12 protein-coding genes are annotated in these 13,892 nt (G+C 61.4%); 7 read left to right on the top strand and 5 right to left on the bottom strand.

Features of this window, described 5'->3' with window-relative positions; genetic code table 11:
- The first annotated feature begins 110 nt into the window (after positions 1 to 110).
- The 4 genes from LH365_RS05855 to rpmG all read left to right on the top strand — a co-directional run bounded on the left by LH365_RS05855 (position 111) and on the right by rpmG (position 3,864).
- A complete protein-coding gene (locus tag LH365_RS05855; RefSeq protein ID WP_226745233.1) occupies positions 111 to 473 on the top strand; it encodes an endonuclease domain-containing protein in 363 nt (120 codons plus the stop codon).
- A 120-nt stretch (positions 474 to 593) separates the two neighbouring features.
- Positions 594 to 2,951: a ribonuclease R gene (rnr, locus tag LH365_RS05850; protein ID WP_226745232.1), complete on the top strand. Its 2,358-nt coding sequence runs from the start codon at positions 594 to 596 to the stop codon at positions 2,949 to 2,951.
- Positions 2,952 to 3,055: 104 nt separating this feature from the next.
- Positions 3,056 to 3,538 carry a DUF4385 domain-containing protein gene (locus LH365_RS05845; protein WP_226745231.1) on the top strand — a complete coding sequence of 161 codons (483 nt, stop codon included), beginning with the start codon at positions 3,056 to 3,058 and terminating at the stop codon, positions 3,536 to 3,538.
- 158 nt (positions 3,539 to 3,696) lie between these two features.
- Positions 3,697 to 3,864 carry a 50S ribosomal protein L33 gene (gene rpmG, locus LH365_RS05840; protein WP_004620056.1) on the top strand — a complete coding sequence of 56 codons (168 nt, stop codon included), beginning with the start codon at positions 3,697 to 3,699 and terminating at the stop codon, positions 3,862 to 3,864.
- 167 nt (positions 3,865 to 4,031) lie between these two features.
- Here the strand turns inward: rpmG and LH365_RS05835 are convergent, their stop codons facing one another.
- From LH365_RS05835 to LH365_RS05820, 4 genes are all read right to left on the bottom strand, one after another.
- Positions 4,032 to 6,881 (bottom strand): TonB-dependent receptor domain-containing protein, encoded by a 2,850-nt coding sequence (locus LH365_RS05835; RefSeq protein WP_226745230.1) that lies wholly within the window; start codon positions 6,879 to 6,881, stop codon positions 4,032 to 4,034.
- A gap of 573 nt (positions 6,882 to 7,454) precedes the next feature.
- Entirely contained in the window at positions 7,455 to 7,604 is a 150-nt protein-coding gene (locus LH365_RS05830; RefSeq protein ID WP_158271499.1) for a hypothetical protein, read from the bottom strand.
- 71 nt (positions 7,605 to 7,675) lie between these two features.
- Positions 7,676 to 8,479, bottom strand: a complete 804-nt coding sequence (locus LH365_RS05825) for a DUF1499 domain-containing protein (protein ID WP_226745229.1) — start codon at positions 8,477 to 8,479, stop codon at positions 7,676 to 7,678.
- 148 nt (positions 8,480 to 8,627) lie between these two features.
- Positions 8,628 to 10,064: a bifunctional aminoglycoside phosphotransferase/ATP-binding protein gene (locus LH365_RS05820; protein ID WP_226745228.1), complete on the bottom strand. Its 1,437-nt coding sequence runs from the start codon at positions 10,062 to 10,064 to the stop codon at positions 8,628 to 8,630.
- A gap of 267 nt (positions 10,065 to 10,331) precedes the next feature.
- Here LH365_RS05820 and LH365_RS05815 point away from each other — a divergent pair, with 267 nt between their 5' ends.
- On the top strand, positions 10,332 to 10,946 hold the full coding sequence (locus LH365_RS05815; RefSeq protein ID WP_226745227.1) for an HAD family phosphatase: 615 nt from the start codon (positions 10,332 to 10,334) through the stop codon (positions 10,944 to 10,946).
- Here LH365_RS05815 and pdxH read toward each other — a convergent pair whose 3' ends face one another.
- Positions 10,947 to 11,597, bottom strand: a complete 651-nt coding sequence (gene pdxH, locus LH365_RS05810; protein ID WP_226745226.1) for a pyridoxamine 5'-phosphate oxidase — start codon at positions 11,595 to 11,597, stop codon at positions 10,947 to 10,949. It lies immediately after the preceding gene.
- Between the two features lie 265 nt (positions 11,598 to 11,862).
- Here pdxH and LH365_RS05805 point away from each other — a divergent pair, with 265 nt between their 5' ends.
- Positions 11,863 to 12,594: a DnaJ C-terminal domain-containing protein gene (locus tag LH365_RS05805; RefSeq protein ID WP_226745225.1), complete on the top strand. Its 732-nt coding sequence runs from the start codon at positions 11,863 to 11,865 to the stop codon at positions 12,592 to 12,594.
- 61 nt (positions 12,595 to 12,655) lie between these two features.
- On the top strand, positions 12,656 to 13,765 hold the full coding sequence (gene aroC / locus LH365_RS05800; RefSeq protein WP_226745224.1) for a chorismate synthase: 1,110 nt from the start codon (positions 12,656 to 12,658) through the stop codon (positions 13,763 to 13,765).
- Positions 13,766 to 13,892: the final 127 nt, after the last annotated feature.

The following is a 13,892-nucleotide window of genomic DNA, read 5'->3' as shown; positions in this document are numbered from 1 at the left end:
CTGAGTCGCCCGCTTCGCTACGCTCAGCATCTCCCCATGCCTTCGGCACAGGGAGGAGACAGACATAGTTGGGATAGCGCTGAGCATAGCCGCACGCTAAGCTGTCAGCCATGAAAACCCCGCGCAAGCACCAGTTCGCCAAGCAACTCCGGCAGGACATGTCTCCGCCGGAAGTGCGTCTCTGGCTGCGCCTGCGATCGCGTGCCGAAGGCAATCTCAGCTTTAGGCGTCAGCATCCCATTGGCCTCTATGTGCTTGATTTCTATTGCGCGGCCGCACGACTGGCCATCGAAGTCGATGGCATCGAACATACGTTCGATGCGCGTCGCGTCCGTGATGTCCACCGTGACGAATGGCTTTTGGAACAAGGCATCCATACCCATCGTATCCCGGCTTTCGAGATCATGGCCGATGCCGATGAGGCCGCGGACGGCGTGCATCGACTGGCGCTTGAGCGCGCGGCCAAAACCTGAGTCATCCCCCTCCGTCAGCCCTGCGGGCTGCCACCTCCCCATCGCTAACGCGACAGGGAGGAGAAATGACTCCACAAGAAAACATCGCATCGCGCCCCTAAACCCTTTACACTCCGACTCATGAAAACACCCCAAACGCCCCGCCCGATACTAAAGAAGCCCGATGGTTTGCCGGATGACGACACCCTCCTCGACGTCCTGAAATCCGCCCGTGAGCTGGATGTCGGCGCTCTGGCCAAGCAGTTCGGCCTCAAGGGCGAGGATCGCCGCGCCCTGCGTCAGAAGCTCAAGCAACTCTCCGACAGCGGCAAACTCAACAGGAGCGGGCGAAAGTCGTTCGGGGCCGTCGGCGCATTGCCCGAAACCGGCGTCACCGAGGTGGTCGAGCGCGATATCGACGGCGACCTGTGGGTCAAGTGGGGCAAGTCAGATGATCCCAAGCTGAAGCACAAGCCGCCTCTGGCCCGCCTCGCACCCCTCAAGAAGTCCATCGCCCAGACCCCGCCCGCCGTCGGCGACCGCATCTATGTGCGTTTCGAACAGACGCCCGAAGAATGGATCGCCCACCTCGTCAAGGTGCTTGACCAGGGCGCGCCCAAACTGGTCGGCGTCGTGCGCATCGGCAAGGCGCGCAAGGGCCCGCGCGACATCCGTCTCGAAAGCGTCGATCGCAAGTCAAAAGACAGCTACACCCTCGTCGCCGGCGCCATCGACAGCCTCGAAGATGGCGACGTCGTGCTGGCCGCACCGCAAGGCGGCACGCATCGCTTCGGCCCCAAGCCGGCCAAACTGCTGGAAGTCATCGGCAAGGAAGACTCGCCGCGCATCGCCTCGATCATGGCCATCCACGCCCACGGGCTGAAGGTCGGCTTCGCCTCCTCGACCGAAGCCGAGGCCGAAGCTGCCAAAGCACCCGACCTCAAAGGGCGTGAGGATCTGCGTCACCTGCCGCTGATCACCATCGACCCGCAGGACGCCCGCGACCACGATGACGCCGTCTATGCCCATGCCGACGACGATCCCGCCAATCCCGGTGGCCACGTGGTCTGGGTGGCCATCGCCGACGTCGCCCACTATGTTAAATCCGGCTCCTCGCTGGACCGCGACGCCCGCGAAAAGGGCAATTCGACCTACTTCCCCGACCGCGTCGAGCCCATGCTGCCGCACGTGCTGTCCTCCGGCCTGTGTTCGCTGCAGGAAGGCGAGAACCGCGCGACTTTGGCCGTGCGCATGGTCTTCAACGCCGAAGGCAAGAAGATCAATCATCAGTTCGTGCGCGGCCTGATGCGCTCCGCCGCCAAGCTCTCCTACGAGCAGGCGCAGGCGGCCATCGACGGCAATCCCGACGACAAGACCCAGCCGATCCTCGACACCCTGCTCAAGCCCCTTTGGGCCGCGCACGCCTGCCTGGGCCGCGGTCGCCGCGAGCGTCAGCCGCTGGCCATCAACTCGCCGGAGCGCAAGGTGCAGCTCGACGCCGAAGGCAATGTCGTCGCCATCACCGCGCGCGTCAGCCTTGAGGCGCACCAGCTCATCGAAGAGATGATGATTCAGGCCAACGTCTCCGCTGCCGAGACGCTGGAAAAGCATCGCTCGCCGCTGATCTATCGCGTGCACGAACAGCCCAGCCTCGAAAAGGTCGGCAACCTCGCCGACTTCCTCTCGACGATCGGATTGCCGTGGAGCAAGGGCGAGCCGCCGCGCACCGAACGCTTCAATCAGTTGCTCAACAGTCAAAAAGACGGCCCGCACGCCGAAATCATCAACGAGGTCGTCCTGCGCACCCAGATGCAGGCCCACTACAGCGCCGAGAATTTCGGCCACTTCGGCCTCAATCTCGACCGCTACGCCCACTTCACCTCGCCCATCCGCCGCTATGCCGACCTGATCGTGCACCGCGCCCTGATCCGCGCGCTCAAGCTGGGTGACGACGGCCTGACCGACTACGAAATCAAGACCATGGCCGACACGGCCGAGCACATCACCTCGACCGAGCGCCGCTCGATGCAGGCCGAGCGCGAAGCCATTGAGCGCTACGTCGCCGCCTTCCTCGAAGACAAGGTCGGCGCAACCTTCGAGGGCCGCATCGTGGGCGTTACGCGCTTCGGCCTGTTCGTCAAGCTGACCGAAACCGGCGCCGACGGCATCATCCCGGCTTCGTCCTTCCACGACGACTACTACATTCATGACGACAAGGCCCATGCGCTGGTCGGTGAGCGTCATCACCGCCGCTGGACTCTGGGGCGCACGATCGAGGTGCAGTTGCTGGAGGCCATGCCGATGAGCGGCGGGCTGGTGTTCAAGGCCCTGTCAGAGCCCGAAGCGCCCGATCCCAACGCCCCGCGTCCGCGTCTGGGCGTGCGTTCGCGCGTCGACACCCAATTGCGTCGCAAAGGCCCCGGAGCGCCCAAGGGCGGCCCTAAACGTCAGAAGGGCGTCACCGAGAAATCGAAGACCAAGAAGGGTAAAAGGCGGTAATAACCGTTTTCTGATTTTGCCCCTCCTCCCTACCCTCTTAGCGTTTGCGGGAACAGGCGCGCGAGTCATCGCTTCCTTATCGCCCTTGTCCGACAATCGTTGGCATGAACGAGCGCCCGTCCTATCTGGATTTCGACAAGGCCGCCTATGCCTGGCAGCCGGGGGTGGACTATTGCCGCCATCCGGAGGCCTATCGCGTCGGCAAAGGCGAACAGGGCGTACTGATCGTCGAACCCTACAAGAGCCAGATGACGCCGCACTGGCGCTTCAAGACGCCGGAACTGGCCCGCGAAAGCGCCGAGCGCCTTTACGCCATGTTCGAAGCCTATCTGATGGCCGACGACTTCGTGGGGGCGGACATGGCGCGCAAGTTCCTGCAGATGGGCTATACCCGCGCGCGTCGCTACGCCAACTATAAGGGCGGGCGCAAGTACGATGCCGACAACGGGCACGCGCCGTTGGAGCGCGGCACGGGCGACCCTCAGAAGGCCGAGAGCGCCCGCATCTTCCATCAGGCCTGGCAACGCGCCGAAGCCGACCCCGTCTATGCCCGGCGCAAGGCCGAATGGAAGGCGACTTACGGCTGATTGCGCGCGGAGGGCTTTTCCCGTATGGCTCAGGTAAATCGCGGCAAAGGCCATATTGGCCATTGACTTCCGCGCGTGGATGCGTATTTTCCGCGCTCCTAAAGATTTGTGCGGCCTGGGATTCCCGTTGGTCGCGACCCGTTTGTTAAGGTTCCGCCATGGCTAAGCCCGCCTCCATCAAGATCCGCCTGAACTCGACGGCGGACACCGGCTTCTTCTACGTCACCAAGAAGAACGCCCGCACCAAGACCGAAAAGATGGTACTTAAGAAGTACGATCCGGTCGTGCGCAAGCACGTCGAATTCCGCGAAGGCAAGATCAAGTAGGATCGCCCTTCACGGCTAAAGATTTAAACCGCGTCCGGATCTCCGGGCGCGGTTTTTGTTTTGTCTGTGGTTCGACCTGCCCTTGCCGACAAGCCCCGACGCATAACGCGCAAAAGAAAACGGCGGCAGGTTGCCCTGCCGCCGCTGTCTTTGGACAAGTCTCGTTTTTAGAACTTCGACTTGAAGCCGACATAGGCCGAACGGCCGAAGACGTCGTAGTAGGCCGGAACGGTGTCCAAGGCCTGCGTACCCGACTGAGAGGTCGGGAAGAACGGCGGGTCCTGATCCATCAGGTTCGAGATACCGGCATAGATTTCCGAATTCTCGAACACGGCATAGCGCACCTGCACATCATGATAGGTGTGCGACTTGATCGTCACGGCATTGGTGGCGTACGGCGAGGACTTGGCTTCGCCGATGTAACGCGCAGTCCAGTTCGTTTTGAACTTGCCGACGGTCCAGGTGAACGCGACGTTGCCTTGCTTCTCGATCCAGCCCTGGTCGGAGGTTGTACCACCGGCAAAGCCAAGCAGGTCCTGAACCGGTGCGGTCGGATAGCTTGTCTTCTCAGCCTTGTCGTAGAAGGTCCAGGTCGTCGCTACGCCCAGGCGACCAAAACGGTCGAAGTCAAAGTTGTAACCCGCTTCGAGATCGTAGCCCGCAATATTCAACGACGCGATGTTCAGAACCTGATCGTTAACGGTCTTGAGGACATAGTTGGCGCCCGGTACAGCCGGATCCGTGCCGCGCGTCAACTGCGAGCAGAACAGATCGCGAGCCGAACCTGCCGTATCATAGCAGAGGTTGGCAATCTCCTGACGACCAACGCCGGCGATCAGGTCCGAAGTATCGATCTTGAAACGGTCGAGCGTAATGGTCAGCGGGGAGATCCACGACGGCAGGGCGTCAAAACGCGAAGCCGTGAAGACAACGCCGACGGTTTCAGTGTCGGCCTGTTCGGGCTTCAGATTGGCGTTGCCGCCAACGAAACCGTCAACGCCCTGACGGACAGTGAGCGGCGGATCGTAGCTGGTAGGCACACCCGCAGCGGCGCAATTGGCGACGCGGGTCGGATTGTCGTTGTAGTTTTCCGTGGTGCACGGATCGTCAACGACGCCGAAGGTCTGGCTGATGCCTGTCGTTTCGCTGAGGTTCGGCGCGCGAACCGACAGTGCCTTGGTATAGCGGAAACGCAGGCCAGGGACCGGGGCCCAGTTGGCACCCAACTGCCAGCTTTCGTACTCACCGAAGGCATTGGTGTCCGACTTGCGATACGAACCCGTCGCGCTCAGGTCATAAGCGAACGGCGTATCCTTCAGAATGGGCACATTCAGTTCGGTGTAATATTCGTTGAACTGATAGGTGCGTTCGTCATTATCACCGATCTGGTTACCCGTGGTGATACCATTGTTGATGTCGGAAGCGTAATCCAGATAGCTGGTCACGCGGCGGGATTCGACACCGAATACCGCATCCACCGGACCGGCAGGCAACTGGAACAGCGAACCGCCGACGAAAGCATTGAATACTTCGAGGTCGTACTGACCACGCGTGCCGGCCGAAACCAGCAGATATTTCTGCTCATCAGCATTATAGCCGTCGAACGGATTGATCGGCACGCAGCCCGAGGCGCGGGCGACGACGTCAATACACTGATAACCACCGGCGCCGTTCGATTCGACACGCAAACCGTTATACAGGTTGGCGCGCGAAACCAGGCCGTTCGTCAGGCTGTCCAGCTTAGAGCGGCCCAGCAGGTAGGACACTTCGTAGTTCCAGTCCGAACCGAGACCGAACAGGGTGTCAAAATCGCCTTCTACACCCACGACAAAACGCAGGTTGGTGCGGCTGTTGGTGGCGCCACGGCCTTCGAGACCCTCAAAGCGCTGCCACCACGTTATTTCCGTGTCGCCATTGGCAATGGCCAGATCACGCAGAGCCGTCGGCAGGAAGGGATTGGTGGTCGGGATCGACGGCTCGACTACGCCCGCGACCAGATCCGAATCGGACGAGAACGGGTGAGCTTCAAACGGCGCCTTGGTGTCCGAGGTGGAGTAGTTGAATTCGACGAACGCACGGTGGCCTTCGAAGATTTCGTACTTGGCCTTACCGGCCAGCAGGAAGCGCTCAGTCGGAATGGCGAGCGTACGCTGAGCATTACGGTTGTAACCATATTGCGCAGTGGTGAACGGCACCAGTTGGTTGTTTACCCAAGTGTAGCTGCCGGCGGCGCCGTCAACGAAAAAGCGACCGGTCAGCGGCACACCCGAACGCGCCGACGGCGTGCGGTTCGGTGCACCGGGAGGATTCCACGAGAAGTCTTCGGCGCAGAGGTAACGATCCGCGCAGCTCACCAGACCCTGATAGTCATATTGCAGCGTCAGGTTAGCGAACCCCTTGTCGAACACCTTGCCGAAGCGGATGAAGGCGTTCGGATTGATATTGTCCTTGTGCTCCAGCGCGGCGCCGTAGCTCGCGCCGACTTGCACGCCATCGAAGCGGTCATCGGTAATGATGTTGATGACACCGGCCACAGCGTCAGCGCCGTAGGTCGCGCCCGCACCGCCGGTCAGAACGTCAACGCGCGCGATGTTCGCCGAAGGGATCATGTTGAAGTCGACGGCGTCCGAATCGATCGTGCCCGAGGGGAAACGACGGCCATTGACCAGAGTGAGGGTGCGGATACCGCCCAGGTTACGCAGGTTGACCAGGTTGAGCCCCGAGAAGGTCGCGCCCGAGAAGGTCGATTGCGTACGAGAAGAACCGAACGAAGCGGCGAACTGCGGGGCCTGAGTCAGCGCGTCAGCGACGTTTTCGAAGCCCTGGCTTTCCATCTTGTCCAGGCTGATCGACGCGACGGGCGAAGGCGACGTGAGGTTCGGACGCTGAATGCGCGTGCCGGTCACGACCACTTCGACGGCCTCGTCAGCGGCGGGCGCCGGGGCGTCCTGCGCCATGGCGACCGGTGCCATTGCCAGCGTCGAGACGACGGCCGTGCAGAAGGCGGTCGAGGCCATAAGGCCTGATCTCTTGATCTTTGTAATCACTCTGAGTTCTCCGGATTAGGTCGGTATTTACCGACTTTCATTTCCAGCCCGAAAGCTGTTGGAGCCGAGTAAGACACTCGCGTCACAAATCCGTCAATCGCGCGCCACGAAACAGTAAATATCATCTGCAACCTGTCTCCAATAAGTCACAGAAGTAACTTTAGTCTGCCACATTGGCCAGACACGCTTCTCTTGGTCCGACGCCACTCCCGGTCCATAAAAAAACACTTAAAAACAGAATGTTGTGCATATTCACCGGGCGAAACAAATAAAATACGAGGAAAACCAAAAACCTTAAGGTGAAATGTCGTGCAGAAAAAATCTCTTAAGGCGAGTCCATCTCGCCCGATTTGCACATCGTCTCCAGCTATTTTCCTTGCTGTTCTATATTTTAGATAATTTCATTCCGCATGTATAATTTCAAATGAAACATATTTTTTCAAGATAACCCCATTAATTATTGCAGCGCAGCACAAATGGGGCGCAATTCGGGCCCGTTTTTGACGCGAGAAAGGTGCGAATTTTCAGAAATTTATAAAATACTCAGCGCTCGGCGCTGATCCGCACGGCGTATCCGGTGACCGGTTCCGGGGTGCAACTGGCCACGCTTAGCTGCATCGCAAACAGCAGAAGCCATCCCGTCGCCAGATAAAGGGCGCGTTTCGAGACAAAATAGCCAAAACGGGACAGCATGACAGGTTCCTCTCGCCAAACGGAGAGGGTTAAGCAAATCTTAAGCCGTCATTTGTGAGCCAATCGCCCTATCAGCCCTTGATGCGTTCCATCAGCGCCATCACGCGCTGGCAGTTGCCGCCCAGATCGACGGCTTCCTGACGGCTGACCGAACGGATGTCGGTGCGGTCGGGATCGAGGCGCACGACAATGTCGGATTTCACGCCCCACAGCGGGTCTTCCCAGGTCGCTTCGACGCGCCAGTCGGAACGGCCGAAGACGACATAGCCTTCGTCCTTGAGGATGCGCGCCACAGCCGCCGCATCCTTGGGCTTGCCCGGAATCGAGGCCGCCAGCGGGCAGGTCTGGGCATTGATAGACGCCACCGTCTGCCCGGCCCACTCATAGGCCACATTGCGCCCGACATAGGGGGCGTCCTCGATCGGGTGGGCGTCGGGCCCGCGGGCTTCGATCAGCTTGGCCGAGAAGGTCACCGGGCGATCCCAGTTGGTCGCCACCTCGTGGATCGGCGGATTGGATTTCAGGCGCAGTTCATAGGCGTAATAGCCGGCCAGCACGGCGCCGGACACCAGCACCGCCCCCAGCGCCCAGGGGCCGTAGGTCTTCGGCGCCTTGAACAGCGAGATCAGCAGCGACAGGGCCGACAGGATCATGGCCACCGTGGCGATCTTGGGCACGTAGTCGAGCGCGATGGTGTTGAAGCCGAGGTCGTAGCTGATATAGCCGACGCCCGTCGCCATCATGGCCGCGGCGTAGGTCAGGGGCGCGAACAGGCTGATCACGAAGGCGACGGGCGCGAAGGCAAGGCCCTTCCTGCGCCCCCGCCCCGTTTCGATTGCGGTTTCGGCGTCAAAATGCGTCACTTCGTCAGACACGTCGTCCCAGCCTTCAAGTCTTAGTCGTCCCGGTCGGACCCTCCGCCAATCGGAGCGTATCGTCACCGGCCTACCTGTTGTCACGCGAATATACGCAAGGATCGTGTCAAGAATGCACCTCCTCACGCGATATTTACCGTAATTCACCTTACGGATTCGGGGTCATGATCCAAAGCGCCCGATCCAGCACCGGATCGGTCTGCGCGCCGGCGATATCCGGCGTCGCATCCGAGACGTCGTTGCGCCGTTGCAGGACCCGGCGCAGACGCTCGTCCGCCGGCACGTCCATCCACAAGGCGCGGAATTTGACCCCTTGCCTTTCTGCCAGTTCTTTGGCCTGACGCGCGCGGTCCTGATTGCGGAAGGTGGCGTCGAGAATCACCGACTGCCCGCTTTGCACCGCCGTGCGCGCCAGATCGAACATATGGTTATAGACGCGCTCATTTTCCGCCGGCGTGTAGGCTTCCCTGGGCAGGGTTTCGAATTCCGGACAGGCCCACAGGCGCTTGCGCATTTCATCCGAACGCAGGACCAGCGATCCCGGCGCGCGACCCGTCTCCGGCGCGATGCGGCGCGAATGGGTGCTCTTGCCCGACCCCGACAAACCGCCGACGGCCAGAAGCTCGGCCGGCTTCATCTCCAAAAAGGCGTGCGCCGCCTGAAGATACATCTTTGCCTTTTCCATGGCGTAGTTGGGCGTGCCGCCGTAATTGGCGTTGACGTGACAGCGCACGCCGGCGCGCACCGACATATAGAGCGGCAGCAGCTTCAGACCGGCATAGACGCTATGGATGTCGTCCTCCAGCCGCGCAGCCTTTTCAACATATATATTGAGCACCGTATTGGCGGCGGCATGATGCCCCCTCACCCACAGGTCCATCAGCAGGAAGGCCAGATCGTAAAGCACGTCGATCTGGCTCAGGCGTTCGTTGAACTCGATGCAGTCGAACAGGACCGGCTTGTCGTTCTCGATGAGGATATTGCCGAGGTGCAGGTCCCCGTGACAGTGACGCACATAGCCTTCTGAGAAGCGGCGCTTCACATCGCCGACCAGTTCCGCATAGGCCGCCTGAATGGCCCGGTCATAGGCGTCGACAGCCTCGGCCCCCAGTTCCTCGCGGAAGACCTCGATATTCTTTTTATTGGAGTCGATGACGTACTTGATGTTGAATTCGTGCTCGCCGTCGCGGCAGATTTCCGACCCGGCGTGGAACTGCGCCACCAACTGCCCCAGATCGTGCATCAGGTCGAGATCCGGCGTCCAGTCCTCGCGCGACTGACTCTGTTCGGCCAGCACGCCCGCCGTGTCGAAGCGGCGCATGACCAGCACGCTTTCGCCCTGAATCTCCTCGACCCCCAGATAGATGTCGGCGGCCATGCGCTGATTGTAGCGCAATTCGCGCAGCAGGGCCTTGCGGCGCTTCTCCACCGAAGTGAAGTCGAGGAAGCCGTAATCGACGCTCTTCTTGACCTTGTAGGCGCGCTTGCCCTTGAGGATCACCACAGCGCAGGAGGTGGTGATGATGTCATCCGCCCCTTCGGACAGGTGCGCGATAAGGGCGTCAGGCAAGGCGGGATCGGTCATGCGGCTATACTCGGTACGATTTTGGAAACCGCGCATCACTGTACGCCGCGCCCCCGTTCGTCAAGCCGTCTGAAAGCCGCAAGGACGCAATTGTAACTGTCGGCCTGTGCAGTCTCTGCACGTCGCTGAGGTGTATGCGGATGTCTTCGGTAGCCTTGGCTGGCTGGGTGGCGAGGCTCTTGCCCTGCGAAGCGACTACGGCAAAGCCCTTGCCACCCGCTTCGAGTCGGATTTGACCCGCATCGTCCTGAGCTCCATAAATACCGTATGCTGTTTCCCGAAAACCTCCGCCCGCCCGAAGGCATAAAGGCCCTCGTCTTCGATTGCGACGGCACCCTGGCCGACACCTTCGCGGCCCATTATCGCGCCTACAGCGCCGCTCTGAAGGTTTACGGCATCGATTTCGCCGCCGACTTTTACGCGGCGCGCGTCGGCTGGTCGCGCGCTAATTTGTTACAAGCCGTACGTGAGGGCACAGGACTGCACTTCGACGCCGATGCTATCGCCGCCCAGAACGCCCCGCTGTTCATGGACAATATCGATGCGGTGAAGGCCATCCCGCAGACCGAGGCGCTGGTCCGGCACTATCACCGCGTATTGAAGCTGGGCGTCTGCTCCGGTGGGCAAAAGGCCATCGTGATAGCCACGCTGAAAGCCATCGGGCTTTATGAGAGGTTCGACGCCGTGGTGGCGTTCGAGGATACCGGGGTCGGGAAACCCGCGCCCGACCTCTATCTCGAAGCCTGCCGCCGGCTGGACGTCGCCCCGCACGAGGCCCACGCTTACGAAGACAGCGACGAAGGCATGGCCGCCGCTCGCGCCGCCGGGCTCAGCGTGTCGGATGTGCGGCCGTTTTACAGGTCCGATCCGGCGAACTGGTAGTTACGGATACAGCTTCGACTTGACCCAACCTACGCCGGCGCGGTCGAACTTCAGACGATCGTGCAGGCGGAACGGTTTGTCGCGCCAGAACTCGATCGACAGCGGCACGATGCGAAAACCCGTCCAGTGCGGCGGGCGCGGTACGGTCCCGATCCCGAATTTCAGACCGAATTCCGCCACCCGCTTTTCCAGCGCGAAGCGGCCTTCCAGCGGTTGCGACTGTTCCGATGCCCAGGCGCCGATCTGTGAATTGCGGGCACGCGAAGCGAAATACTCGTCGGCCTCGGCGTCGCTGACCATCTCGACCGTGCCGCGGATACGCACCTGACGGCGCAGGGATTTCCAGTGGAACAGCAGCGCTGCCTTGCGCGCACCCAGAAGCTGACGGCCCTTATGGCTTTGAGTATTCGTATAGAAAACAAAGCCCTGCGCATCGAAATCCTTGAGCAAGACCATGCGCGCGTCGGGCAGGCCGTCCTCGTCCACCGTCGCCACCGTCATGGCGTTGGGATCGTTCGGCTCCTTGGCCCGCGCATCCATCAACCATTGACCAAACAGATCGAACGGTTCGGCGCCGTCGATATCGGCCTCGTGCGCCGCATGGGCATCGGCGTAGTCTGGGCTGGGGGGGATCAGATCGGAACGGGACATTCAAAGTTCTCCAAACCCCCTCATTCCTCCCAACTCGTTGGGGAGGGAGACCGCGCCTGAAAGGCGTGGTGGTGGGGTATCTTACCAATGCTTCAACATAGTAGTGGGTTGAAAGACTGCAAGACACCCCACCACCACATCTCACCGCCCTTGGCGGCTCGTGCGGTCCCCCCGGCAAGCCAGGGAAGAATAAATAGGGTATTAACCCGCTGTTGACCATAGGGGGTCACATTGCGTCAATACATCCTTTGCCCGTCTCTTCAGAATGAACAGAACCTCCGCCCTCAGCGTCCTCGGTCTTTCAGAACCGGTCAGCAGCAGCCACGTGCAGGCGGCTTTTCGCCGACTGGCCAAGCGCGCGCACCCGGACCTCAACGGCACGGACGTCCCTCTGAGGCGGCTGATACTGGCGCGCGACCTGCTGATGCGCCAGATCAGGAACGGGCCCGATATTTCTGAAATTATTGAGGAACTGTCCGACCCGGCGGAGCCTCTGCGCGTCAGCGTGGAGACTGCGGTCAATGGCGGCGGCATCGTCACCGACGTGCCCATGCCGCTGGAATTGATCCACGACGCCGGGCCGGGCCGCAGCCTGATGCACCGCAAGCACCTGCGCATCACCCTGCCCGCCGGCTTGCGCGAAGGCGACCGGCTGCGGCTAAAGGCCGCGCGCCCTGGCGGCACCGAACACGTCTTTCGCATCGAAATCGAACGCCGCGACGACCTGCACGCCGCCGGTCACGACCTGTTTCTGACGGCCCCGGTCGACGCCCGCCGCCTGCAACGGGGCGGGCACATCGCGCTCGACACGCCGCACGGCGCGCAGAGCATAGACCTTGCCGACACTGTCGACGGCAAGCTTACGCTCAAAGGTTTGGGCCTGCCCACCACCGCCAAGCACCCGGCGGGCGATCTTCACGTGACGCTGGAGGCCGTGCATAGGCCGATGCGCCCGGCTTCGGACCTGCTGGCCGAGTTTCATAACCGTTGGGCTTAAGGTTGCGCTGGGGGCGGAACTGTCCTAAGTCGCTGTGACAAAAAAGCAGGTCACTAAATCCATGTCGCACAACAGCTTCGGTCATCTTTTCCGCGTCACCACCTGGGGCGAAAGCCACGGTCCGGCGCTCGGCTGCGTGATCGACGGCTGCCCTCCGGGGATCGAACTGAGCAAGGCGGACCTGCAAGGGGCGCTCGACCGCCGCAAGCCGGGCGGCTCGCGCTTCGTCACCCAGCGCCGCGAGGCCGATGAAGCCAAGATTCTGTCCGGCGTGTTCGAAGGCAAGACGACCGGCACGCCGATTTCGGTGATGATCGAAAACACCGATCAGCGCTCCAAGGACTATGGCGAGATCGCGCGTCAGTTCCGTCCGGGCCACGCCGACTACACCTATTTCGCCAAGTACGGCATCCGCGACTATCGCGGCGGCGGCCGCTCCAGCGCCCGGGAAACCGCTGCGCGCGTCGCCGCCGGCGCGGTGGCGCTGAAGGTGCTAAAGACCCTGATCGGCCCTCAGATAGAAGTGCGCGGCGCCATGGTGCAACTGGGCGTCCACCCCATCGACCGCGATCAGTGGGACTGGGCACAGGTCAATGAGAACCCGTTCTTCTCGCCTGACGCCACGCATCTCAGCCTGTTCGAAGAGTATCTCGACAGCATCCGCAAGGCCGGCTCCTCCATCGGCGCGGTCATTGAGGTGCAGGCCGAGGGCGTGCCCGCCGGTTGGGGCGCGCCGATCTATGGCAAGCTGGACTCTGATCTGGCGGCCAATCTGATGTCGATCAACGCGGTCAAGGGCGTGGAAATCGGCGAAGGCTTCAATTCGGCGACGCTTTCCGGCGAACAGAATGCCGATGAGATGCGGATGGGCTCTGACGGCATCGCGTTTCTCTCGAACCATGCGGGCGGCATATTGGGCGGCATTTCGACGGGTCAGACCATCGTGGCGCGTCTGGCGCTCAAGCCGACCTCGTCGATCCTGACCGAGCGTCAGTCGATCGACATCGAAGGCAAGGAGGTCGACATCCGCACCAAGGGCCGTCACGACCCCTGCGTGGGCCTGCGCGCCGTGCCGGTGGCCGAGGCGATGATGGCTTGTACGCTGCTGGACGCCTATCTGCGCCATCGCGGCCAGACGGGCGGCACAGCGTTCGTACCGGGCGTGGTTTAAGCACCCGCGTGAAGCGCTTTCAAATCGTCAATACGGACACGCCAGACGATTTTAAAATACCGTAAGACACCCCACCACCCTTTGCTCTGCAAATGGTCCCCCTCCCCGCCAAAGGCAGGGAGGTATG

The organism is Asticcacaulis sp. AND118, assembly GCF_020535245.1.
In the GTDB taxonomy this organism is placed as follows: Bacteria; Pseudomonadota; Alphaproteobacteria; order Caulobacterales; family Caulobacteraceae; genus Asticcacaulis.
The sequence above is the reverse complement of the archived record's forward strand: the minus strand, read 5'-3'. Positions and strand labels throughout refer to the sequence as shown.